Annotated in this window: 15 protein-coding genes; 5 read left to right on the forward strand and 10 right to left on the reverse strand. The window is 56.6% G+C overall.

The genetic code is table 11. The annotated features are described in order from the left end of the window. Nucleotides 1-82: 82 nt before the first annotated feature. Nucleotides 83-1,114, forward strand: a complete 1,032-nt coding sequence (locus HBO10_RS20310) for a WYL domain-containing protein (RefSeq protein ID WP_032883475.1) — start codon at nucleotides 83-85, stop codon at nucleotides 1,112-1,114. 344 nt (nucleotides 1,115-1,458) lie between these two features. On the opposite strand, the gene HBO10_RS20315 is transcribed toward HBO10_RS20310, so the two are convergent. Continuing rightward, nucleotides 1,459-3,279, reverse strand: a complete 1,821-nt coding sequence (locus HBO10_RS20315) for a cold shock domain-containing protein (RefSeq protein WP_017528819.1) — start codon at nucleotides 3,277-3,279, stop codon at nucleotides 1,459-1,461. Nucleotides 3,280-3,617: 338 nt separating this feature from the next. On the opposite strand from HBO10_RS20315, the gene HBO10_RS20320 reads away from it, so the two are divergent. Beyond that, complete coding sequence (locus tag HBO10_RS20320; protein ID WP_017528820.1) at nucleotides 3,618-3,785, forward strand: hypothetical protein; 168 nt, start codon at nucleotides 3,618-3,620, stop codon at nucleotides 3,783-3,785. 550 nt (nucleotides 3,786-4,335) lie between these two features. On the opposite strand, the gene HBO10_RS20325 is transcribed toward HBO10_RS20320, so the two are convergent. The 6 genes from HBO10_RS20325 to HBO10_RS20350 all read right to left on the reverse strand — a co-directional run bounded on the left by HBO10_RS20325 (nucleotide 4,336) and on the right by HBO10_RS20350 (nucleotide 10,646). Continuing rightward, nucleotides 4,336-4,896 (reverse strand): hypothetical protein, encoded by a 561-nt coding sequence (locus HBO10_RS20325; RefSeq protein WP_017528822.1) that lies wholly within the window; start codon nucleotides 4,894-4,896, stop codon nucleotides 4,336-4,338. Between the two features lie 138 nt (nucleotides 4,897-5,034). Then, the gene (locus HBO10_RS20330; protein WP_228392775.1) at nucleotides 5,035-5,409 is read right to left on the reverse strand and encodes a hypothetical protein; all 375 of its coding nucleotides are present in this window, start codon (nucleotides 5,407-5,409) and stop codon (nucleotides 5,035-5,037) included. A gap of 35 nt (nucleotides 5,410-5,444) precedes the next feature. Next, nucleotides 5,445-7,043 (reverse strand): nuclease domain-containing protein, encoded by a 1,599-nt coding sequence (locus HBO10_RS20335; protein ID WP_017528824.1) that lies wholly within the window; start codon nucleotides 7,041-7,043, stop codon nucleotides 5,445-5,447. Nucleotides 7,044-7,046: 3 nt separating this feature from the next. Further along, on the reverse strand, nucleotides 7,047-9,311 hold the full coding sequence (locus HBO10_RS20340; protein WP_017528825.1) for a restriction endonuclease: 2,265 nt from the start codon (nucleotides 9,309-9,311) through the stop codon (nucleotides 7,047-7,049). A 155-nt stretch (nucleotides 9,312-9,466) separates the two neighbouring features. Beyond that, the gene (locus HBO10_RS20345; protein ID WP_017528826.1) at nucleotides 9,467-10,297 is read right to left on the reverse strand and encodes an HNH endonuclease; all 831 of its coding nucleotides are present in this window, start codon (nucleotides 10,295-10,297) and stop codon (nucleotides 9,467-9,469) included. Nucleotides 10,298-10,370: 73 nt separating this feature from the next. Continuing rightward, entirely contained in the window at nucleotides 10,371-10,646 is a 276-nt protein-coding gene (locus HBO10_RS20350; protein ID WP_017528827.1) for a hypothetical protein, read from the reverse strand. A gap of 102 nt (nucleotides 10,647-10,748) precedes the next feature. On the opposite strand from HBO10_RS20350, the gene HBO10_RS20355 reads away from it, so the two are divergent. The 3 genes from HBO10_RS20355 to HBO10_RS20365 all read left to right on the forward strand — a co-directional run bounded on the left by HBO10_RS20355 (nucleotide 10,749) and on the right by HBO10_RS20365 (nucleotide 12,634). Continuing rightward, nucleotides 10,749-11,624 (forward strand): WYL domain-containing protein, encoded by an 876-nt coding sequence (locus HBO10_RS20355; RefSeq protein WP_017528828.1) that lies wholly within the window; start codon nucleotides 10,749-10,751, stop codon nucleotides 11,622-11,624. A 145-nt stretch (nucleotides 11,625-11,769) separates the two neighbouring features. After that, nucleotides 11,770-12,444, forward strand: a complete 675-nt coding sequence (locus tag HBO10_RS20360) for a hypothetical protein (RefSeq protein WP_017528829.1) — start codon at nucleotides 11,770-11,772, stop codon at nucleotides 12,442-12,444. 25 nt (nucleotides 12,445-12,469) lie between these two features. Further along, nucleotides 12,470-12,634 carry a hypothetical protein gene (locus HBO10_RS20365; protein WP_017528830.1) on the forward strand — a complete coding sequence of 55 codons (165 nt, stop codon included), beginning with the start codon at nucleotides 12,470-12,472 and terminating at the stop codon, nucleotides 12,632-12,634. Here HBO10_RS20365 and recD read toward each other — a convergent pair. From recD to recC, 3 genes are read right to left on the reverse strand one after another with little or no spacing between them, the layout of a single operon-like run. Beyond that, on the reverse strand, nucleotides 12,622-14,715 hold the full coding sequence (gene recD, locus HBO10_RS20370) for an exodeoxyribonuclease V subunit alpha (protein WP_017528831.1): 2,094 nt from the start codon (nucleotides 14,713-14,715) through the stop codon (nucleotides 12,622-12,624). The two genes, HBO10_RS20365 and recD, sit on opposite strands and share 13 nt — an antisense overlap. Then, nucleotides 14,712-18,383, reverse strand: a complete 3,672-nt coding sequence (gene recB, locus HBO10_RS20375; protein WP_017528832.1) for an exodeoxyribonuclease V subunit beta — start codon at nucleotides 18,381-18,383, stop codon at nucleotides 14,712-14,714. The genes recD and recB overlap by 4 nt, the downstream gene beginning before the upstream one ends. Continuing rightward, nucleotides 18,380-21,850 carry an exodeoxyribonuclease V subunit gamma gene (recC, locus tag HBO10_RS20380; protein ID WP_153330561.1) on the reverse strand — a complete coding sequence of 1,157 codons (3,471 nt, stop codon included), beginning with the start codon at nucleotides 21,848-21,850 and terminating at the stop codon, nucleotides 18,380-18,382. Before recC ends, recB begins: the two co-directional genes overlap by 4 nt. Nucleotides 21,851-22,224: the final 374 nt, after the last annotated feature.

Raw genomic sequence — 22,224 nt, forward strand, 5'->3', positions numbered from 1 at the left:
GTTGGTGGATTCACGCCGATAGACAGCTAAGAAGCTTACTCGCCAGCCAAAGGCCAGCTTTAACTCTACGAGGATGACCCTTTTGCCTTCAGCAAAGACTCACAGCGCCCTTAGTCGTCAGTGGGAGCTGTTGCAACAGCTCCCCAAACGCGCCCCGGGTATTACAGTCAGTGAATTGCTGACCCGTTTAGTTGCTGCTGGTTACTCTATCAGCCGCCGCAGCATCGAACGCGACTTGCGCGACCTATCCACAGTATTTCCACTGCAGTGCAACGATAGCGGTACGCCATTCGGTTGGTACTGGAAGCCAGGCGTGAGCGTCGAATTGCAGGGCATCACCCTGACCGAAGCCGTAAGTCTTTCGCTAGTCGAAGATGCCGTCCGCCCGCTGCTTCCGGGCAGTATGCTGAGCGTTCTGGAACCGCGCTTCGAGCACGCTCGGCAAAGACTCAAAGGCCTCAAAGATGGCAACCCCGCAGCCCGCTGGCCTGACAAGGTCGCCAGCGTTCGGCCGGATTTCAACCTTCGAGCCCCGGAAATTCGGGCAGAGACACTGGAGGCACTGCAGCACGCCCTAATCAGCGAGCAGCAGGTGCGCTGCCAATACTACTCGGCGCACAACAACAAACTCAGTGAACTGACCCTCAACCCCCTGGCCATTGTCCAGCGTGGCCTCGTAACCTATCTCATTGCTACCGCCGCGCCATACACTGATGTACGTCAGTTCGCAGTGCATCGCTTTCGAGCAGTAACGGGGCTCGATACGCCATGCCAAGGGCTGGAGTTGTTTGAGCTGAAAACATACCTTGCCACTGACGCTTTGCAATTTGGCAAACCGGAGAAGATTCGTTTCAAGGCTTGGCTGAGCGAACACCAGGCGCGATTGATTAGAGAGACACCATTAAGCACGGACATGGTGCTGGAAGCGCTGTCGGACGGTTTTCAGGTGCGGGCGACCCTAAACAATACGTGGCAACTGCACTGGTGGATTTTGTCGCTGGGTGATTCGTTGGTGGTGCAGGAACCGGCAGAGTTGCGCCAGCAGATGAGAGACACATTGCGGCGGGCGGCAGCAGCGTATGGGCACGAAGAAGACAAGGTGAGCTCTGTGTAATCCATCAGCCCAGTTGCCTGGACCCACTTAGCGAAGCACCAAAGGCATTGCTGTAGAGCGCTGCAATCGCCGTATGTGACGACTAAGGCAAAGCGGTGCGCGGCGGTATCCACTCCTGCGATGATTGAAGCATGGACGGCCAGGTATCACCCCTCAAGTTTGACCACTCGTTAATTCTTGCGGAATTGCACTCCACTTGACCACCCGTTTGCATTCGGCCTCACCAGTCATTTGCATTCGTTTTGACCATCGACTGCATCGGATTTGACTAGTACGCTTTCTAACCATGACCGGCAGAGAACGGCAAAAAACGGTCATCGAGTATCTACAAGAGCCCGGACTACTCACTTCCTATTTACAGGTCCGCAACTGTCGAGATAGAAGCGCTTGGATAATTTATCGGGAATAATGCTGAAATTACATTGCTGATTTTCGCACTTGGCATAGCGCTTATTCTTTCTTTTGTAGGAATCATACTCTTGTGATTCAAATAACTTGAGTGGTGATCCGCAGTCGGGACAAAGCCCGACTGGATTGCTTTTGGCGTGATCCGAGCAGCAGCTACCACAGCCTTTGCAAATGTAGCGGCCGCTACTGCACTTTGTTTTACAGTCTCGCGAGTCAATAATGTGGTAGCAGTCGTAGCCCATGCAGTGATTTATATAGTGACCAACCTGATGTTCTAGACAAGCCGCATTTGAGCATCTGAAGACCGTCAGACGATACGCCGGTGCCATATTCTTTTTTACCAGTCTGCCATTTTCTATTGCGGTATATTCAACTCGAGCGTATTGCAAGTCTGGAAGCATTAAGGATGAGCACTGACGACAATGAAGAGTCTTAAAAATCTCTCTCAGTCGATTGAGGTAGCCAGCAAGTTTGATGGGGAAATCACGGGTTGTCGGCTTTTTTTCGGTCAGATAGTTGATGCCGTAATGAGAGAACCAGTCATAAATGGTGAAGTCACAATAGTTTTTTGGCTCTGTAAGGCCAACCACTTTAGGGCGTGTGCACTCACGCCCCCGGCAAAGAAACATCTCTTGTTTTTCCCAATAAACTGCTTCACAGGAAAGCGATTGGTTGATCGTGCCACATGCAGGGAACAACTCAAGGATTTCGCTGACCTGCTGCGAAGGGTCAATTTTTCCGGATGAAATTGCCTCCCACAAACGTCCCATAAACAGGCTGTAAACGTTATCCAGCGGGTTGCCGGCCAAGATCAGGCTGAATATTTCTTTCAGTACGAAACTGCCAAGTTTCGATTGCAGGTGCTCATTGGTGTCGTACAGACTTATAAATTTCAGATCCTTTTCGTGCAGATACTTCTTGAATTGGTAGTAGCTGAAGATCGATCCGATAAGCGGATGCTTCATAATACCGCCACTGGGAAGCGTTTTATTTTTAATATACTGCGTCAGGTATTCCGGTAGCTTCACGGATTGGGAGTATATTTTGTTTACATACGAATCCATTGAGGCTCGCATGCTCTCTGAAAAGCTACCATCTTCGTCCACATCTTCAATGTAGCCAGCCAGCAGACAAAACATTCTAAGGTCTGGTGGGAAATTTCCGGCGGTGTTTTGTACAAGGCGCACAGCCTCCGCTTGCTCAAGGGCCTGCAGATGGTTTGCCATTTGCTCAGCGTGCTGGCCGATGTACGGTGTCGGTAGTGACGACCACTCGATGTCCCATAACGGTTTTATGAGGCCTTTAGCTTCAAGGAACTCGATATTCTGCCGCCACTCGCGTTTCCAACGAAGTATGGTCAGCAGTTTCTTCAGGCCAACCCTATCTATGAGTTCTTGAGCGTTAGGGCCTGTGGCGGAGCTTAAATCAGCACTGATCCTTGATGTTATGAATTCACTTATTGCTTCTGCGACGGACGTTTTGGGTCCACTAGTGATTTTTTCAAGCAGTTCAAGTTGCTTATCGCGGGGCACGTCAGTCAAGGCATTGGCGTTATTGGCGGACCATTTGCCTTTGTGCTCTTCCAGCTCAAAATAAACAAGCTGACTCTCGACAGGCTTGCCATGACCAAGCCATTGACTTTGATGAAGGAACACATCTCTACCGGATACGCCCTCCAAAAAACCAAATTTGTTCTCAGCGTCTTTGGCTTTATTGTAACCACCAAACCATTTCACAACTCCCGCGCTTGCTGACATTGCTTTACTCCGAAGTCCCGCCGGTTACTGCGTATGCTCCACTATTCCTCTCAACGCCACGCCACACAAGAGGGGGGCTGAATTGCCCTTGATTCTGTAGACACAAATGACTGGCAGCTATGGGGCGCTCTCTCCCGGTCGTGTCCGCGAAGTATGCTGGTCAAATCCGATGCAAATGACTGGTCAGGCCGAATGCAAATGGGTGGGCAAGTCTGTGCAATTACCCAATTCTGACCAAGAGTTAAAGCTCTGCCTGCGGTGACACCGTCTTGTTGCCAACGCGTTCACGGCGCCCCCTCATCGATAAAGGCGCACCTGTACGGCCGAGCAGGCATCTAATGCACACTGCCCAAGCCCCGAGCCTCGAGAATCATGTGGTCAAGCAGTGCGAGCATGTCGTCGACATCAATTTCCTGGAACCGGCCATTCGTATCCTGATCAAGGATCATGGCGGCGAATTCTTCGCTGTACTCGACCACTGCCTCAGCTTCAACCTCCGCGAGTGATCGGTCATCCGGGTGACTGTCAGTTTCATCGTTACGCATCGCGAACCTCGCAACTAGATGGGGCTTCAGTTGAATGGTTGCACCAGCTTGGCTTTAAAAATCTCCAGCCCCGTCGCAGGCCGGACATCCAGGTCGACGTGCTGGCATGAAGGGCAAGCCGAGAACCAATCTTTGCCCTCACGCAGCGCATCGCTGGGTGGCACCGTTGTTTTATGCCAGTGGCATTGAGGGCAAGTGAATGTGAAGGGATGGGGCGGCCAGGGCATAGAGATAACCTGTTGGTCTTGCATTTAATGGAGTAGTGGACACCGTACTGTGTCAGGCCGAATCACCGGCGCGCTTGTCCAGTTCCTGTTTCATCTCGCTGTATTCACGAAAGAACTCAAAGCCCTTTTTTACAACGACGATGACGCCAATAATTGCGAACAGATTTTTCATGCTGCGGTCCCTTATGATTGGCTGATGAGGCGAGCATGAGGGAGCAGCGCGACAAGACGTGTCGTGATCGGATGATCCGTCTGTGTTTTGCTGACTACTGCCCCCTGCCGCCCTACTCCTGCAAGAGCGCTTTTACCAATCGATAAGCCTCAGGCAACGCCATCTTCCCGCCTTCGACCGCCTCGATCAGCCGCAGCGCCTTATCTGCACTGATGACATCTTTCTCGATCACCTCGCGAAGTGACGAAATAAACCCGGACTTATCCAACAGCGTGACAGCCCCCATGCGCTCCTTGGCTTCCATCTCAGCCAACCGCTCCTGATAGACCAGCAACAACTCCTGCTTGCGGCCCTCTGACATCGCACCTCCGCGAATCCAGCGCGAGACGCCGTAGGCCAGAACGCCACCGGCTGCCGCAGCGCCTAGTGCCCAGCCAAGTGGTGTCGCAGCCACGGCAGTGACACCTACCCAACCGGCGGCCGTGGTGAGGACCGGAATACTGGTCGCTCCCGCGATACTTGCCACAGTGCCTGCTGCAGCGGCACCGAGGCCGATACCGAGCGTGCTAATGCCCACCTCGCCCAGGATGCGTACACGGTCGTGGGGTGACCGTTCAAGCTCATCGATGACCTTGAGTAGCTGCTTTTTGCTGACCTTCGGCTGCCGACTCATGATGCTTTCGCCGATGCCAGTTCAGCCATGACAAGCTGGAGAGTCTCAATGAACAGATCAAAGTACGTCCGAGCGATTTCGATCAGGTTCAGTGGAAGCTCCAGTAGATTCACACCTGAACCGTTCCCGGTCGGTTGCTTATCGCTTTGATGACCGGAGACCGCGATAGTCAGGCCAAGCAGTGCACCCAAGGGCGCCAATATCGAACCGAGCAACGGAATCGCGGCAACCAGCGAAGCAAATAGCCGCACCCAATACGGTGCCAATGGCCAAGCCCTTATGCGCCGTGATGAATTCGCGCAACTTCATCACGATCAGCTTGCCGATGGAGACAACCTTGTTACCTATACGCTGAGTCACGTTCACCAGCTCTTTGAGTCTTACAGCGATTTCGGGCGACAGACCGCATTCACGCAACCAGATATAAAGATCGCTGCTGGCCATGGAATCACTTTCGGCTTGCATGAGTGCAAGCTCAAACTCCGCTTCAGCCATTGAAATGATTTTCGTCATCGCGCTTCCTTTTTCAGTGTTACGTAAATTTCAGTTCAGTTGCTCAGGATTGCGGCCATAGGAAGCTCCGCTGACTCTGAATCTGTGCAGCCCCTTACAAAGGGTTTTAACACCGCCTGCAATCCATTGTGTTCAACGCTCAGCACCGCGACGCCAACACCGTTGGCTTTCTGGTATGTCATCGTCTCCAACAACGGAGCACCTCCGGCGCGAGGCACCAGCAAGATCGATAAATCCGGTTTGCATCCCTTCCAGCGCAAGCAGTCGCGGTACAAGTGCGCAGACACCATGCCCTCCAGCACCCACTTGCGCTCAACCCGATACTTGGCGTCCATCACAATGAACGAGCTCCCCGCCGGGCTTTCCACGGTGACAACAATGTCGGGGTAGCGCTCCCCGGAAATGCTGGAAAAACCGTTGCTCGCTGGCTGGTCGAACGCTGGGCAACGTACCTGTAGTAAGACATTGACCTGTGTGTCGGTACTCCGTCCTTCACAACGTACGACGTCCATGCGTGAACCGGGCCAAAGATCACGCCACTGCAGGTCTGGATAAATCGACTTCATCATGGCCACCACCTGGAGGTAGCACCAACGCTCATATATCTCCCACGTCGGGCTGATCCACAAGCGCTCTCCCTCGCTACTGCCGTCAATACCAGGACGCAGCACGTACCATCCATGGCGATAAGCCCGAGCGTAAGCGGGATGAGCGGAAATCGCGTTGAGCCCGGCTGCAGAAATTCGAGGCTGAAGGAGGGAACAGAACGGTTCCTTGCGTTGAATCCTACGAAGGTCACTGTGCAAGCCTTCGAGGAACTCAATCCGCCGTCCAAGCCGAGGGGTCAACGCGGAGCGAGCACCCGTGTTGCCCTCCCCCTCAATGATCTTCTGCAACGCGGCAATGACGTGACGGCTACGTCGCAGGGTTTCGCCAAGGACAACAGCCAACGCCTGATTGGCTGGATTATCCAGGTCTTCGAACACAGTGGGCACATCAAAGTGCAACACCTCATCACTGGCATTGGCCTGTTCGAGGTTATAGAGCAACGCCGTCGCCGCAGGGTCTTGCAAGGCACGACGCAAAGTCTGGCGATCAATACGACGCATTTGGTGCGCTGGCCGTAATGTGCGCTCTCGGTGCAACCGTGTAAGAGGCTTGCGCAAGACCTCGGTAAACGCCGATAGCAACGCCGGACCATAACGTTTCAGCCGTGCATATTGCAGGTGCGGGTTGCTGGTTCGTCCCTCACGACCCACCTCCAATTGGGCGTACTCATTGCCCAACAGCAACCGTGTATCGAAGGCAAGGAGTTCGTCGAGCATCGCGGCAAACGACGTCTCGCCGAGCTTGTTTTGATCTGGAGCCACATCAAAGTGGTAGGTCGCCAAGACTTTGCCGCCGGTATCAACCAACTCAGCGATGACTTTGCCCGCATAAAAACCCGGCTCCCATCGCCACGCGTCAAATGCCTCATGGCGCGAGGCCTCCAACGGCTCATCATCAACAAACAAGCGCGACTCGGGGACAATCTCGAAATAATAAGTGCCGCGCTCCATGAACCCCGAAGCCAACGCTTCGGGGTTGACCGTGAACGTGCTGCCTTGTTTATCGATGCATCGGATAATCGCCATTTTTCAGCGCCAGAACCGGGCGGAACCCATAGAGCGCAAATCATCCTGCAACTCGGCGACTTTGGCTGCCGAGTCCGCCAGCCTCATATCCCGCAACAAGGTGCTGGTGTCCGCGAAGGCGGCCTGGACCCGCGGCGTGTCTTCACCGCGAAGTTTGGGCAGGACTTTGGCGTAGATGGCTTGATCCAATGCTGTATCGAAGTCAATCACACCACCGCGTTCGGCCTGCTCGATATAGCCGATAACATCATGGATCGTCCGCCAGCCAAAATGCAGGCGTGCCGGGCGCAAGGCCTTGACCAACCCTTTGAGCGTGTCGCGCACTCTAACAACTTGTTCCTCGGCCAACGCGCTGGTTTTCCAGCCAGGGAACGCTTCAACATCGATATCCCAGAACTCGATCACTGCCGCCCGATCGAGCACCTTGTCGCTCAGACCATGTGTCGTTTCATCCATATTGACGGTGCCGATGATCACCAGATTGCTCGGGTACATGATGGTCGCCGGCACACCGCTGATATCATTGTCCTGAGCATGGAGCTCAATGTGATCACCTGTCTCCATGGCAGAAAGCAGCGGCGCCAAATATTGCTCCGGGTGCGACAGGTTCATTTCGTCTAGCACAACCGTGTATGGACGCTCGGAGTCGGCACTGGCTCTCAGCAGGAAATCGACGAATGCCGTGCGTACGTAGCTTTCGCTATTCAATGGATTGACGTAACCCAGCAGGCAAGAGGGATCATGCCAACCAGGCTGCACGGGAACCGTCAGCAGTCCCTCTGCGGGGTGGGTTTGCCCCTCGTGCAACGCAAGCGCGTACCCCCGCGCCAGTACCGTCTTACCGGCACCGCTGAGCCCGGTGAGCACCGCGAAGTGACGGCGCTGATGACTCCACAGTCCGGCATCAAGGCGGGCAACCAGGCTGATCGGAAAGGCGATATCTTCCGGGAAACTACGCAGGATGGTTTCCAGCGAGGGGCGCTCGAATGGCGCTGCCTCTTCACTGGATGGCACTAAGCTGGCTGCAACGCTCCCCGCCTCCGGAGCAAGCGATTGGGGTTCCCAGTAGATTTGCGCTGCCCAGGTTTCGCCAAGCTCGGTCAAGTGCTGCAGTTTGTCTGCTCTGGTTTCGACCAGTTGCAGGGCACGCAGCCAAAAGGTCAGGCTGGTCAATGCTCGGTCGCTGGTCCACCCGGGGTTCACCTTTCTCAACACCTCATTCATCGCACTGACGGACATTGGGCCGTTGCGCAATGCAAAGAGCATATGATCAACACCGAGTACCCGAGTCAGCAGCCAGTCCGATACTTCATCAGGCTCGCCTGTCTCCAGCAGACCCTCACCTCGCGGTGTCAGATGGATCTCCTCGCCTTGAGCCCGCAGCACGCCCCATTCGGCAATGAGTGAGTTGAGTTGCGTTCGGATGCTTGAGGTCGCGTGACTTGGGTTGATCGAGCGCATGTGTTCCACCAGGTCCTCTCGTTTGCACCCCTCTTTGGCGAACTCAATGATCGCCCGGATGGTCGCGATACCACCACCAATGGCTAGCATGCCGCGGCGTCGGCGCTCAGCAGGTAAAGGATTTAGACGCTCCTGGCCCGTGCTGGGGTCAGCGATTTCCGTGGCTTCGGCTTCCTGCTCCTGGACGAATTTCATATAGAGCAGCCAAGGTAGGGTCATACGCTCCAGCGACGGTGTTGATAGCCCTTCTTCCCGATTACCCAAAACATCGTTCAAGCGTTCAAGTACGCCCTGGTGCAGAGAAAGATCACGCTCCGAACCTCCGACGCCTATCAACGACGCCAAAGTACGCAATTTGGGATAGTGAGCGAGTGTGGTCAGTTCTGTTGGGCACAACGCGGCGAAGAGACGATACTTTTTGAGCCGAGGGTTACGCCGCACAGCGGGTGGAGCGACGAGTTGATTCAACTCGCGCCAGCCTTCGTTGAGCACCTGATCATGAAGGTGAGCGTCAACAGTTTTTAGCGATGCCCGAAGATTCCAAAGGCATTCGGCGACTCTAGGATCGGCAATCACCTCTGACACATTGACCGTGCCCATGCCCGTTGTAGTAATAACCTCACTTTCCCACAGCAGCTCTTGAAACGCTGGACTACAAAACTCCTCCTGATCAGCGTCTTGTACCTTACGAAGGAACTCCGACAGTTTTTTCAGCCAGTTCTGATACCAGGGCAGTTCGCGATTGTGCGCCAATACCGCCTCGCAGGCTGCCTTCAGATTTGTGTTGTCCCTCAGATCTACCGCCACCAATCATGCCCCTTATTGTCTTGTTGGGCGACCGCGCCCATATAGCGTCTCTGCTAATTATTTACATGCGGAGTTACACCGCCTCCCAGGAGAATCCAGCCTCTGACACTGGTTCCTGGCCCATCACCTTTCAGGCAAACGATTAACACGAGCCACTAGCCACTGAATACGTGCTCGCGATGCCAGGCCAAGTAGTTCAAATGACGGTCATGAAGGCTACGCAATCGGCATTGCGGGGTAATACCAAGTGCCCGTTGCAGTTCAGCGCTCAAGGTTTGCGCAATAATAATATCGCCCTCGTCGGTGAAGCTGATCAGCCCCTGGTCAAAGGCTTGATCCAGGTTGGGCGTCAGAAGCAGTCCGTTAAAGGGATCGAGGCGCTCCAGATGCGTCGCGTCACGCCAAGGCTTGATGTGAGAAGCACGCAACATGGAAGCAAGCGCTATACCGCTAACGGCGCAACCTTGCCAATGCTTAAGCAGAGCTTGGCGATAAACGCTTTGTCCTACCCGCGCTCGAATAATGGCTTCGCGCTCGGTACTCTCAATTTGCTGCCCAAATGATGATTGCTCGAATATCTCAATCAGGCTGAATTCATCTTCCAAACCTTGCTCGAAGGCCGTCGATTCGCCGGTAAGCACTGCGAACAGGCTGCGCAAGTCTTCATCATCCGCACAATTGACCGCAATACCTGTATTGCTGGTTGAGTCGAGCGCGCGCGGAAATACTTCCAGGCTGGTGCTTTTATAGTTCTCATTGGGAGCGCCCTGCGTCAATGCCTTTATTTGCTCCCAATGCACTGACTTGCGGTATGCCGGGTGCAAAACCAATGGTTGGAGTCCGACGGCGCCGATAGCTTTATGCTTGACGAATAGCGGGTACTCAAGCGCAGGGTGCTCATAGCCTCTAGCGTAGGCCTTTTCTTTGTACTTCAAGCTGCAACCATGGCCTTCCAGAAGCCTGCAAATTTCCAGCGAATCGAGCATGCGCCCTCCTGATGTTAATACCGTATCGGCGCCAATCACGAGGACCTTGAATCAAGGCACTCGTGCCTCACACCTAGGGCAGTAAAGCCTGCAGAATCTCCACCTTGCGCTGCAACTGCTCCACATGAGCCTTCTCAGCCCGAAGTGCCGATTTCAACTCGCGATTCTCTTCGGCGTGCCAGCTCAGCCGCTGCTGGCGCTCCTTCGTGGTCGCATGCCAATGCTCGAGCAATCTCCAGGCTTTGTTAGTCTGCAGATACTGCACCAAAAGCATCAGCAGGATCATCAACAGCATCAGCATCGCTACCGACGCCGTCCAATCCCAACCATCCATAAACATGTCCCTCATGTCGTAAACTCCAAACTTGCCAGAGTCACGATATGTAGTGTTAAACGACACGTCTAGAATGTAGACTTATACAGGTAAAGTATTCACTCACATGGAGGCGACATGAAACGCAAGCAAACCATCGAGCAGGTCCGTTGGGACCTCGCCCTTCGCTATCGTCTGATTGAAACCGTCGCCTGGTGGGAAGGCCGGCTGACCACGGTGCACTTGATGCAGAGCTTCGGCATCAGCCGCCAGCAGGCGTCAAAGGACATCAATACGTACATCACCGAGCATGCGCCCAAAAACCTTACATATGATCGACAGATCAAGGGGTACGTGCCGGGCAAACAGTTCAAGCCCCTGTTCATCGACGACAGTGCCAGCGCCTACCTGCACCTGCTTTACCAGAACAATGCCCGAGCGCCACACGTTGAGGGGCTGGCGTTGGCCTACGCCCATACCAAAGTGCTGGAGGTGCCGGATCGCTCGATCAAGGCCGAGATACTGCGCCCACTGCTCAAGGCTTGCCGGGAGCATCTGCGTCTGGACATCGACTACGTTTCGCTCAACAGCCCCGAACCTGAAGGGCGAACCATCGCACCGCATACGCTGGTTTACACAGGCATGCGCTGGCATGTGCGCGCCTACTGCGAAAAAAACCGCGAGTACCGGGACTTTGTACTGAGCCGACTACGCGGGGTCCCTGAGTTGATGGACGGCGAAACCGAGAATGGCCTCTCGGACGACGACCAGTGGAATAGCGAAGTCAACGTCATCATCAAACCCGATGAGCGTCTGACGGTGATGCAAAAAGCGATAATCCAGGAGGATTTCGGGATGGTCGATGGGCGACTGCAGATTCCCTGTCGCCAGGCGTTGGTCAAGTATGTATTGCAGCGCTATCAGATTGATCCAAAGAACATGGACCCGAAACCAGAGGCGCAACAGATCGTGGTGGAGAACCTGAAGGAGTTGAAACCCTGGCTGTATGACTGATACCGGTCCCTTTCGACTGCCCTGTTCGCGACAACCTTGCCGCTGGCACTCGACTCCAAAAAATACCGAGCCCTGACGCAGTGCGACATGATCTGTCGCACGAGTGAATCAAGCTTTGTATCAGACCCCACGAGAGAACACGATATTGAATAATCTGGAAGCCCTGGAGCTGGTGGAAACCACGTTCACCGAGATACTGAACGCCGACAAAGTGTCCGACCTGAAAAAGATACTGACGTCCGATCCCCTGCTGGAAAAATGGCAGATGGACCGCAACAAATACCCAGAATTGCAGTTGAAGTTGACGGACCACGACATCAGTTCCCTCATGACTAAGGTTGGCAACGATCTTCGCTTGCATGCGGACCTCAGCGCCAAACTGGAAACACCTCTGGAAAAGCTGCTCTTCGCCCTAGTCTGGAAAAATGGCGACCTGCAAAAGGTGGCGCACATCATCAAAGGTGCAGCCGATGTCAGACCAACATCGCTGACTAACGGCCCAGGCCAGGTATTCAGACAGTTCGGTCGACACCTGGCTGATCGCTCGGAATCCATTGTCGATCAGCACGTGCTTCGTGCCTTCGAACTCTATGAGCAGATCAACGACCCAGACTTTTCCAAGATCAAGACCATTCGCAAGAAGATCAACTGGGACAACGATGTCGCCTGCATCGAACGCTACAAAGGCTGGCTCTCGAAGCACTTTAAAGTGCGTCAGGATTCGGAACCGGGATTCGTAGTAAACATCGACATGCTGCTCTTTGCGCTCGGTCGAGCGGTAAAGATCACCAGCAAGCGTGGTAACGGCGAAGCAGCGTAATCCCACCGCCATAGAGGACAGCGCCATGAAAACCTACAAAGCCTTTATGCAACGTGTGGTTGCCACCGCCGGCCCCCAAGCCAACTTCACCATCACGGTTCAAGCGGTGACCTCTGCCATGGCAAAGGTCACCGCTGAAGCCCAGTACCCAGGCTACAAATGCCTGAACGCACCCACTCAGGTGCGTTGAAGTTTTGCCAGCTCATCTTGCAGTTGCAGCGCCAGCCCACTGGTTCGCTGCACATTGCGACTGACCGCCCCTTCAAATACGCCCGGACTGGCTTCGACCAGGCTGAACCATTGCTTGGCACGGGTGATGGCGGTGTACAACAGCTCCTTGGTCAGCACAGGGTTCAGCGCATCGGGCAATACCAGAGCCGTATGGTTGAACTCCGACCCCTGGGACTTGTGCACCGTCATGGCGAAAACGGTCTCAACCTCCACTAGCCGACTCGGCATCACGAAACGTACGCCGCCGCTGCCATCGTTTCGCGGGAAGGCTACACGTAGAACCCGTACTGCAGAGGGACCCGGTACCCAGAGAGCAATGCCGATGTCACCATTCATCAAGCTCAGGCTGTAATCATTGCGGGTGACCAGTACCGGTCGCCCTTCGTACCAACCCTGGTCCCCCGACAACAACTCACAGCGGCGCAGTTCGGCGGCCACTCGTTGATTCAGTCCCTCGACACCCCAAGGCCCGCGACGCAGCGCACAGAGCAGACGGAACTCATCAAACGCGCCCAATACTTTGCCAGCCCAACCGGCCCAGAGGGCACTGTCCCAGGGAGTGTCTTTCGCAGGACGCTGGTCTCGTAGCTGCTCAAGGTAATGGCGATAACCAGGAGCATCGCCTTTGCCGTTGATAATCAACTCGGTGAGTGCGGCATCATGCTCGCCTCGCAACTTGAGGTTGAACAGCTGAGGCAATTGCTGATCAAGCAGGCCTCGTGCTTCGGCGGCATTTTTCTCATTGACCAGTTTGGCCAGACGCCCAATGCCCTGCTGGGCGTCGAAGCGTCGGGAGTAGCGCAGCATGACGGTTTGCTGGGCCAGCGGATCGCCAGCACCGACTGCCGTTTGCAACCCCGGAGCGCTGACCGACTCGCCACTGTGGGCTTCCAGCCAGGCCACTGTTTGCTCGCTATAGCCGCCGGCTTCAGCGTTGCGACAAAGGTCGCCCAACACGGAGCCTGCATCCACCGATGCCAGCTGATCCTTGTCACCCAACAGGATCAAGCGCGCCTGCCGAGGCAAGGCATCGAGCAGGCAAGCCATCATTTCCAGGTCAATCATTGACGCTTCATCGACCACCAATACATCCAGCTCCAGTGGCTTATCCCGGTGGTGAATGAAGTTGCGCGAATCCGGTCGACTGCCCAGCAATCGGTGCAAAGTAGAAACATCGGTCGGAATCGCCTCACGCACCGGGACGCTCACAGGCAATTCACGGACCGCCTTGCCGATGGATTCGGACAAGCGTGCTGCTGCCTTGCCGGTGGGGGCGGCGAGGCGAATGCGCAGCGGTTTTCCTTCCTCCACGGCCGGTGTTTGCAGCAGCCCCAGCAAGCGCACGACCGAAGTGGTCTTGCCGGTGCCGGGGCCACCGGTGATGACACTGAAATTGCCTCGCGTCGCCAGTGCACAGGCAATTTTTTGCCAGTCGCTGCGGCGTTCACCGTTAACTTCGAAGGTATCAGGGAACAGGGCATCGAGCCGATTGGAAAGTTTTTCCGGTGTTACCGCGTTCACGCTCAAACGAGCGCTCAGCGCCTGGGCAATGCTGCGCTCATAGTTCCAGTAACGACGCAGGTACAGGCGCTGTCCGGTCAACACCAGCGGCCGCTCCGGGAATCGCTGCGGCTCGTCCCGATCCTCCACCATCGTGCTCAAGCACAACGCCCGGCGCCATTGCGCGACATCCAGGCCCAGCAACCATTGCGATGGTAATTGGCCGCCCTCCTCCCCTTCAGGAGGTAACGACAACACAAAGTCAGGCGCTTGCAGGGTAGCGACCAGATCCAGGCAGGAATGCCCGCGACCCAGTTGATGACTGGTCATCGCGGCGGCCAGCAACACACTGGCCTGGGCCTCGGGGTCCTGCTCAAAAATGAAGGAGGCGAATGAGCGATCCAGTGCGCGCAACCAGCCGCGGCTCACCCAATTGTCCAGTTGATGCAGCAGCTCACTGCTGTCGGCATCGCCAACGAACAACGGCGGGTGATCAACGTTGCGCTGACTGTTGCTCAGTTGCTTAAGGGTCTGGCTCATGCGCTGACCTCCGCGTGTTGGCCCATGAAGAGTTGGTCCAGTTGTTCAATCAACTGCCGTGGCGGTCGTTCGAAATGCACACCATGGGTGGGCGCCTGGTGCCCACGAACGAACAGGTATACCGCCCCGCCCATGTGCTCTTCGTAGTCATATCCCGCAAGGCGCAGCTTGAGCTGACGATGCAACGCCAGCAGGTAGAGGCACAACTGCAGGTCGTAACGTTTGTTCAGCATGGTCTCGGCCATCGCCTCGGCGTCGTAGGCCTGATCGTTACCGCCCAGCCAGTTGGACTTGTAGTCCGCCACGTAGTAGCGACCTTGATGCTCAAAGGTCAGGTCGATGAAGCCTTTGAACATGCCGTTCAACTCGTTGGCGGCCAGTACTGGACGCGGTGCACCACCCAACGTGTATTGGCGCACCAGTGCATCAAGGCGCTGAACGTTCACCGACCGGCTGGAAAACCAGAACTCCATCTCCACCTGATAGGTGCTCAGGGTCGAGAGTTTGCATTGGGTACCGTTGAACCGCAGCGGTGCATTCAGATAGCTGCCCAGCCAGGCGGACAGTGGCTCGATCCAGGTTTCCCAGTCGCGCAGGTTGCAGCGTCGGGCAACGGTGTTATGGAGGGTTATTGGATCTCCAGCGGTCTTGGCAAAACCTTCGCGACCGGCCCATTCGAACAGTCCATGGAGAAAGGTGCCAGGTCCTGCGCCCCGAGGGAAACCGTGAATCCCGGCCCCTGCCGGCAAGGCTTCAGCTTCGTCCTCTTCCTGCAAGTTGGCTTCCAGCGCGGTCGCCGGCTCCAGGCTGATACCCGGCTCCGCCCCCATCAGGACATATCCGTCGGCAATGGCCAAGGCCGAGTAACTGGCAATCCACCAATTTGCCGCGAGCTTGTGCAAGGGCCGCAAGGCTGGCCCCACCGGTGGTGGAGTGGGTGCCGTGTGAACATTTTCCGATGGTGCTGGCGCTGCGCACACCTCAATGTCCGGGCAGCCACTGGCCAGTGCCTCGACCACGCCGGGCAGACTCTCTGGGGCTATCGGCTTCTCCCCCGCCAGCATGTAACCCAGGCCTGCCTTATGCAGATCTGTCGATTTTCCTCCGGTCTTGAATCCCTTGGGCGCTACGCAGATCCAGGTGGCGTAACGGGCTCGGGTCAGGGCAACGTAAAGCAGGCGCATTTCTTCGCCCATGCGCTCATCGTTGGCACACCCTTGTGCCGTCTCGGCCTGTTTACCTTTGGCCAGCTCGATGACCAGATCCATGTTGTCGTGAAACATCGGCGGTGTTGTGCTTTTGCCATCGATCTCCCTTGCGCTACAGGCGAACGGCAGCAGCACCAAGGGGTATTCCAGGCCTTTGGATTTGTGCACGGTGATGACCTTGATCAGGTCCGAATCGCTTTCCAGGCGCAGAATTTCTTCTTCGCTCTGGCCATCCATCTGCTCGGCCAGATGACGGATCAGCGCATGCTCGCCATCGAGTTCGGCGGCGCTGCGCTGCAACCACTCGGCCAGGTGCAACAGGTTGGTCAGGCGACGCTCCCCCTGGTCTTCCAGAAGCAAACGGGCCGGGACCTTGAACGTGGCAAGCAGTTTTCGCAGCATCGGCAGCACGCCCTGTTGCTGCCACAACACGCGAAAATCCCTGAACAGCAGAACCTGTTGTTCCCAGAACAGCTCATCCTGATTCAATTGCTCCAGGGTCTGCCATGTCAGCCCGACGCTGCGGGTCGCCATTGCCGCTCGCAGCAGCCGATCGCTGGTGGGTTGAGCGCACGCACGCAAGATATACAAAAGGTCCTTGGCCTCTTCGCTTTCAAAGACCGAGTCTCTGTCGGAGAGATAGACGCTGGCCAGTTGCCGATGGGCCAGGGCTTTACGGATGGCTTCGGCCTCCTTGCGATTGCGCACCAGAATGGCGATATCGGCGGGCCGCAGAGCAACGAATTCACCGTTGCCCTTCAGTAAACCGGAACGCTGGGTTGCAGCGGGATCAAGCCAGGCCTGAATCGCCGACGCCGAAGCTTCAGCGGCTTTACGCAAGTAGGTGGCGCTATTGATCACACCCTCGGTTTTCAGCTGCCAGAACGTGAGGGCCTGTTGATTCGTACCGATGACCTGCAGCACATCGTCGCGCCCATTGGCATGGACGCTGATGAACGGTACCGGGTTGTCCTGATCTTGCGTGGCAAACCGAAACGCGCCCCGAGGCTGGGCTTCAGCGTAGCGGAAGCAATGGTTGGCCGCCTCGACCATCGCCTTGGTGGAACGATAGTTGGTCCCCAGTGTGTAGTGACGGCCAGCCGTGGCTTTTCGCGCCTGGAGGTAGGTGTAAATATCCGCACCGCGAAAGGAATAGATCGCCTGTTTCGGGTCGCCAATCATGAACAGGCCGCAGTCATCCAGGTTGTCGGGAATGCGGTAAATGGTTTCGAAAATCCGGTACTGAACCGGGTCGGTGTCCTGGAATTCGTCGATCAGGGCGACCGGATACTGCTTGCGAATGGTCTCGGCCAGACGCGGGCCCGACGGGCCTTGCAAGGCCTGGTCAAGGCGATTGAGCAGGTCGTCGAAACCGATTTGCGCCCTGCGCACTTTCTCGGCATTGAACGAACATTGCACCTCACGCAGTGCATGCAGCAGCAGTTGCGCGCGCACCTCGGTTTTTGACTCCAGATGATCGACCCACGTATCGATGGCCTGAAAAGCGGGGTGCACGCTGACAACGCCGCCTTTGTTCACACTGAACCGGGTTTGCCCACACTTGCGAACATGAGCACAGGCTTCGTCTCCCAGGCTCCATTTCGCGATTTCACCAAGCATCTGCTCGAAAGTTTCGGGAGTCTTGGTTGGATAGGATTTTCCGCTCAACTTCGTTCGTACATCACGCAGCAGCGTATTTATCCCGGCGACATCTCGCGACCACTCAGCTCTGGCACGGTCCTCAAGCGCAACACATCGCTGCTCCCAATCGATAGGGGACTGCAGAAGCGCATCCAATCGTGCCGGAGCGCTGATCGATGCCCCTGCCTGCCGGAACTCCGCGTCTGCCCGCGATAGCAGAGGACTGAGCGCCTTCTGTAGATCAGTCGGGGTTTTGAAGCAATCGGCCACCACCTTGGAGAGCGCCGGTGACAAGGCATAGAAATGCCGACGCCAATAATCCCTGACCACCTCCGCCAGCAGCTCGCTCTGGTCGGTTTCCAGTGTTTGAGTAAACAGGCTGCCACTGTCGAAGGCGTGCTCACGCAACATCCGATAGCACCAGCCATGAATGGTCGAGACCGCCGCCTCGTCCATCCACTCACCTGCCAGTTGCAACCGGCGCGCGCAATTGGGCCATTCCTGCGGCGGGTAATCGGCACGCAGTTGCTCCAGCAAATTGTCGTGTTCGTGATCAGGCTCCAGGAAGCACAGCGCCGCTTCGGTCAAGCGCGCACGAATACGGTCGCGCAGTTCCTGGGTCGCGGCATCAGTAAAGGTTACGACCAGAATCTGCGGAGGTGTCAGCTGATCCTTGAAGGCGGCCTCGCCTCCATGACCCAGCACAAGGCGCACGTACAACAAGGCGATGGTGAAGGTTTTGCCGGTTCCGGCACTCGCTTCGATCAGTCGGCTGCCATGCAAAGGAAAGTCGAGGGGATTCAGATTCAGCGGATTCATTGGTCGCTCCCTGCGCGGCTCGAAGAAAGATGATTGAACAGGCCGCCATACAGGCGCTTGGCCCATGAGGTGAAATGACCGGAGGCGCACAGTTGGTCGAAATCCGCGTACGCACGGCGCAAGGCGAAGGAGCTGTCTGCCTCGCCAGAGCGCATGTACCCGCCCTCGAACGTCTCGCGGGCCTTTTCGGACGCCGAGTCGTTGTCTTCCCCGCCCTCCTTCGCTTCTTCGAGCCAGGCGAATGCGCTTTTACAGGCGATCGGCAGCGGTTCACGCATGCCCGCTACCCAGGCCTCGAGCAGCGATTTCAACTGCTTCTGCGCCTCTTGCGGGGCCATTGGCCGGAACACCACGTCCCCATTCAAACTGACCAGAATCGAGGTGCAGCCCGGCTCACTCAGCTGCAACGCCAGATGGCGCACCCAGGGTCGAACCAGGTTGTGCCAGCGCCAACTGTCGTCGTTGCACAGCTTCTTGCTGTCCAGCTGCAAGTAGGCACGCTCACCTTGGGCATTGCGGCGAATACCGCCCAGCCAGTCACTCAATCCCGGGGCCGATTCATGAGCGGCGATCGTTGCGGCGGTTTGGCCCTCCTCGACCTCCGGCCACGCCTGCAACTGCACGTGGTAACGCTCGAGCATATCCGGCAGCGGCTCGGCCAGGGCCGATGCGCTCAACGTGCCGAAGCCACCCAACGGCAACTTGCCTTCGCGCTGCAAACGCTGAAGGTGCAGATCAAGCTCAGCCCCGGCGCCTTCAGGCTGATAATCCTCTTCAACCCAACGCTTGAGCGCCTGGCTGAGCCGGTCCTGGTGCTGCCAGTTCTCAAGGCCGTCGAGCTGAAAGGTTTCGTCGTCGCGGCTGGTCAATTCGTCATTGTCGAAGTTGACCTTGAGCCGTTGCTGGAAGAACGCCCCGACGGGGTCGCGCACAAACCCGGCCAGTTGGCGCAGGGTTAAAGGCGTGTCTTGGGCGAGCGCTGGCAACAGGTTTTCCGATGGCTGCTGATCTGGCGAATCATGCACCTCACGCCATTCGTGCGAGTAAGTGAACAGCCCGTCCGGCCCCGGCTTGTCGGCAAAGTAGGCGGCGCTGAAAGGCTGTAGCGGATGTTCCTGGGTCAAGGCATGCAGCAATTTGCCAGGCTGCGCCAAGCGCCAGCCGCTGGACAGGTGATCACGCAGTTGCCCGACCAGTACCGAAGGTACGCGCTCACTGTTGTCGCGGATGTTGCGGCCAACCCAACTGACATACAGCTGTTCCCGGGCCGACAACAAGGCCTCCAGTAACAGGTAGCGGTCATCCTCGCGGCGCGAGCGATCGCCGGGACGGTAATCGTTACGCATCAGGTCGAAATCGACTGGCGACTGTTGGCGCGGATAATCGCCATCGTTCATGCCCAGCAGGCACACCACTTTGAAAGGGATCGCACGCATCGGCATCAACGTGCAGAAGTTCACCGCACCGGCGAGAAAACGTTGCGACAAGCCGCCATCCTCGATGCCGGATAGCCAGGTTTCATGCATCACGCTCAGCGGCAAAGGCTCGTTGAATTGCGCGGACTCACAGGTGCGCAGCCAGTCATCGAGCAGTCTGAGCAACTGGTTGACCAGTAATTCTTCGACATCCCCCACCGGACGGAAGAACACCTTCAACAGCGATTGCAGGCGCTCGACCCAGAGCACCGGTGTCGCTGGCTGCTGCAGATCTTCGCGGGCGACTTCCAGGTGATCGAGCAGGGTCAACAAAGGCCCTGCCAATGCCGCCTCCAGCCCGGACACTTCATCGTAAGGCTCGATGCCATTCAGCTCGGGCCCTTGGCCGGCTGCGTAACCCAGCAGCATGCGGCGCATCCCGAAACGCCAGGTGTTTTGCTCAAGGCCTGCGGGCATGTCCAGGCTCTCGCGCTGTTGCGCATTGAGTCCCCAGCGCACACCGGCACCATCGATCCAGCGCTGCAGGATCGGCACATCCGCTTCCTTGATGCCGAAGCGCGCCCGCACCGCCGGCACATCCAGCAGGTCGAGAATATCGCTGACGGCGAAGCGGCTATGGGGCAGTTTGAGCAAGTGTTCGAGGGCGATCAGCAATGGCTGGCGCCCACGCTGTCCCTGGTCGGCCAAGGTAAACGGCAGATAACGAGGGTCATGACGTGGCACCTGGCCGAACACGGCCTCGATATGCGGCGCATACGCATTAATGTCCGGAACCATCACAATCACATCCCGCGGGCTTAGCTGGGGATTGGCGCTGAAGCGGGCGAGCAACTGATCGTGCAGCACTTCCACTTCACGCTGCGCACTATGGACCACGTGAAAGCGTACCGAGCGATCCTGTGCAACATCGACAGGGCCCCATACTTCGAGGGTTTCAGCCAGCGGACGCAATTCAAGAATGTCGCTTTGCAGTTGGCCCAGCAGGCTGGAAGGTGGCTCGTCATTGAACAGATCGATACGCCCGCCGTTTAGGCCCTCGAAAAGGTGTCGATAACTCGCCGGCTCGTCATAGTGGTCGAGCAAATTGATGTAGTCGCGACCTTGCCTACCCCACGCGGCGAGCAAAGGCTGGCCATGTTGGCTCGTCGCCATAGAGGCACTTCTGTTTGGCTGACGGCGATAGGCATGGCCCAACAAGTCTTTGTCAGCGATGATATCGCCCCAGTGATGGCGACAAGGGTTGTGCACGCACAGCAACACCTGGCTGTAGCGCGAGAGTATGGCCAAGGCTTCCAAAACCTGTGCAGGCATAGATGAAATGCCAAACACCACCACACGCCGAGGTAAACCATTCGGGGGCTGCCCTGCTTCACGCAGGCGTGCGACAAAACGCTTGTGAACACCGGCACGGCTCTGCTCAAGAGCGCCCTCGCCTACATCCGCCAATACTTCACGCCACAGCTCCGCCTGCCACAGGTTGTCGGGATCCAGCGGTTTCACACCGCCTTTGATGTGCTTTAGCTGATCACGCCCGGCCGCCCAGTCCTCCAGCCAATCGGCGCGATAGACCTGATATTGGTCAAACAGGTCCGCCAGACGTTCGGATAGTTGATGGCACTTGCGCTGATCGTCATCGTCCTGAAGGAAACGCTGCAAGCTGCTGAAATGGGTTTTGTTGAGCAATTGAGGCAGCAAGCGCATCAGACGCCAACTCAGTGCAGTCTTGTCCAGCGGCGAAGACTCGGGGGTTGTCTCGGCCCCCAAGACAGACCGGTAAGCCTGCCACAGGAAACGCGCAGGAAGTTGCACATCCAACGCTGCTGCGATACCGCAGCCACCGTTATCCGGATCTTCAGCCAGCGCCAGCTTCAACCATTGAGCAATGCCGTTGCTGTGCACCAGCACGACTTCGTTTTCCAGAGGGGCCAACGGGTAGCGCTGCATCCAGCTCACCGCTAGCTCACGCAAATCGTCCAAGCGATTGCCGTGAATAATCATGAAGCCGGGCTTCAACGAGTCCGCATCCTGCATATGCCACCCTCAGATCTGAATACGCAGCTCTGTGGTACAGAGCGGCAAAAGGCCATCACTTTAAAACGATATTGTTACACGCCACCAGCCCGAAGAAGGTCAACACAACCATCTACAGGGGCCGAGCATAGGTTGCCCAAGGAGGAGAACAAATGCTGGGGGTTTGCACAGGTCAACTACTCACGCACATCCCCAACCGTTTCTGCTGAGACGACAGTTAGAAATAAATGAAAAGGCGTAAAAATCTGTGCTGTTTGTTGACAGTCCACGGAGTTCATCACCACTCACTTGAGCCTGCCCCCATGAAAACCTACCTAACCTTCATGCAACGTGTAGTTACTACCGCCGGCCCTCAAGCCAACTTCACCATTACC

Source organism: Pseudomonas sp. WS 5503 (assembly GCF_012985385.1).
GTDB lineage: Bacteria > Pseudomonadota > Gammaproteobacteria > Pseudomonadales > Pseudomonadaceae > Aquipseudomonas > Aquipseudomonas paracarnis.

Bases quoted from the DNA above. Each gene is read 5' to 3' on its own strand.
- recD (WP_017528831.1), bottom strand. From the start codon at position 14,715: ATGAGCCAGACCCTTAAGCAACTGAGCAACAGTCAGCGCAACGTTGAT.
- HBO10_RS20325 (WP_017528822.1), bottom strand. From the start codon at position 4,896: ATGAGTCGGCAGCCGAAGGTCAGCAAAAAGCAGCTACTCAAGGTCATC.
- HBO10_RS20315 (WP_017528819.1), bottom strand. From the start codon at position 3,279: ATGTCAGCAAGCGCGGGAGTTGTGAAATGGTTTGGTGGTTACAATAAA.
- HBO10_RS20345 (WP_017528826.1), bottom strand. From the start codon at position 10,297: ATGCTCGATTCGCTGGAAATTTGCAGGCTTCTGGAAGGCCATGGTTGC.
- HBO10_RS20365 (WP_017528830.1), top strand. From the start codon at position 12,470: ATGAAAACCTACAAAGCCTTTATGCAACGTGTGGTTGCCACCGCCGGC.
- HBO10_RS20335 (WP_017528824.1), bottom strand. From the start codon at position 7,043: ATGGCGATTATCCGATGCATCGATAAACAAGGCAGCACGTTCACGGTC.
- HBO10_RS20350 (WP_017528827.1), bottom strand. From the start codon at position 10,646: ATGAGGGACATGTTTATGGATGGTTGGGATTGGACGGCGTCGGTAGCG.
- HBO10_RS20320 (WP_017528820.1), top strand. From the start codon at position 3,618: ATGCACACTGCCCAAGCCCCGAGCCTCGAGAATCATGTGGTCAAGCAG.
- HBO10_RS20355 (WP_017528828.1), top strand. From the start codon at position 10,749: ATGAAACGCAAGCAAACCATCGAGCAGGTCCGTTGGGACCTCGCCCTT.
- HBO10_RS20330 (WP_228392775.1), bottom strand. From the start codon at position 5,409: ATGACGAAAATCATTTCAATGGCTGAAGCGGAGTTTGAGCTTGCACTC.
- recB (WP_017528832.1), bottom strand. From the start codon at position 18,383: ATGAATCCGCTGAATCTGAATCCCCTCGACTTTCCTTTGCATGGCAGC.
- recC (WP_153330561.1), bottom strand. From the start codon at position 21,850: ATGCAGGATGCGGACTCGTTGAAGCCCGGCTTCATGATTATTCACGGC.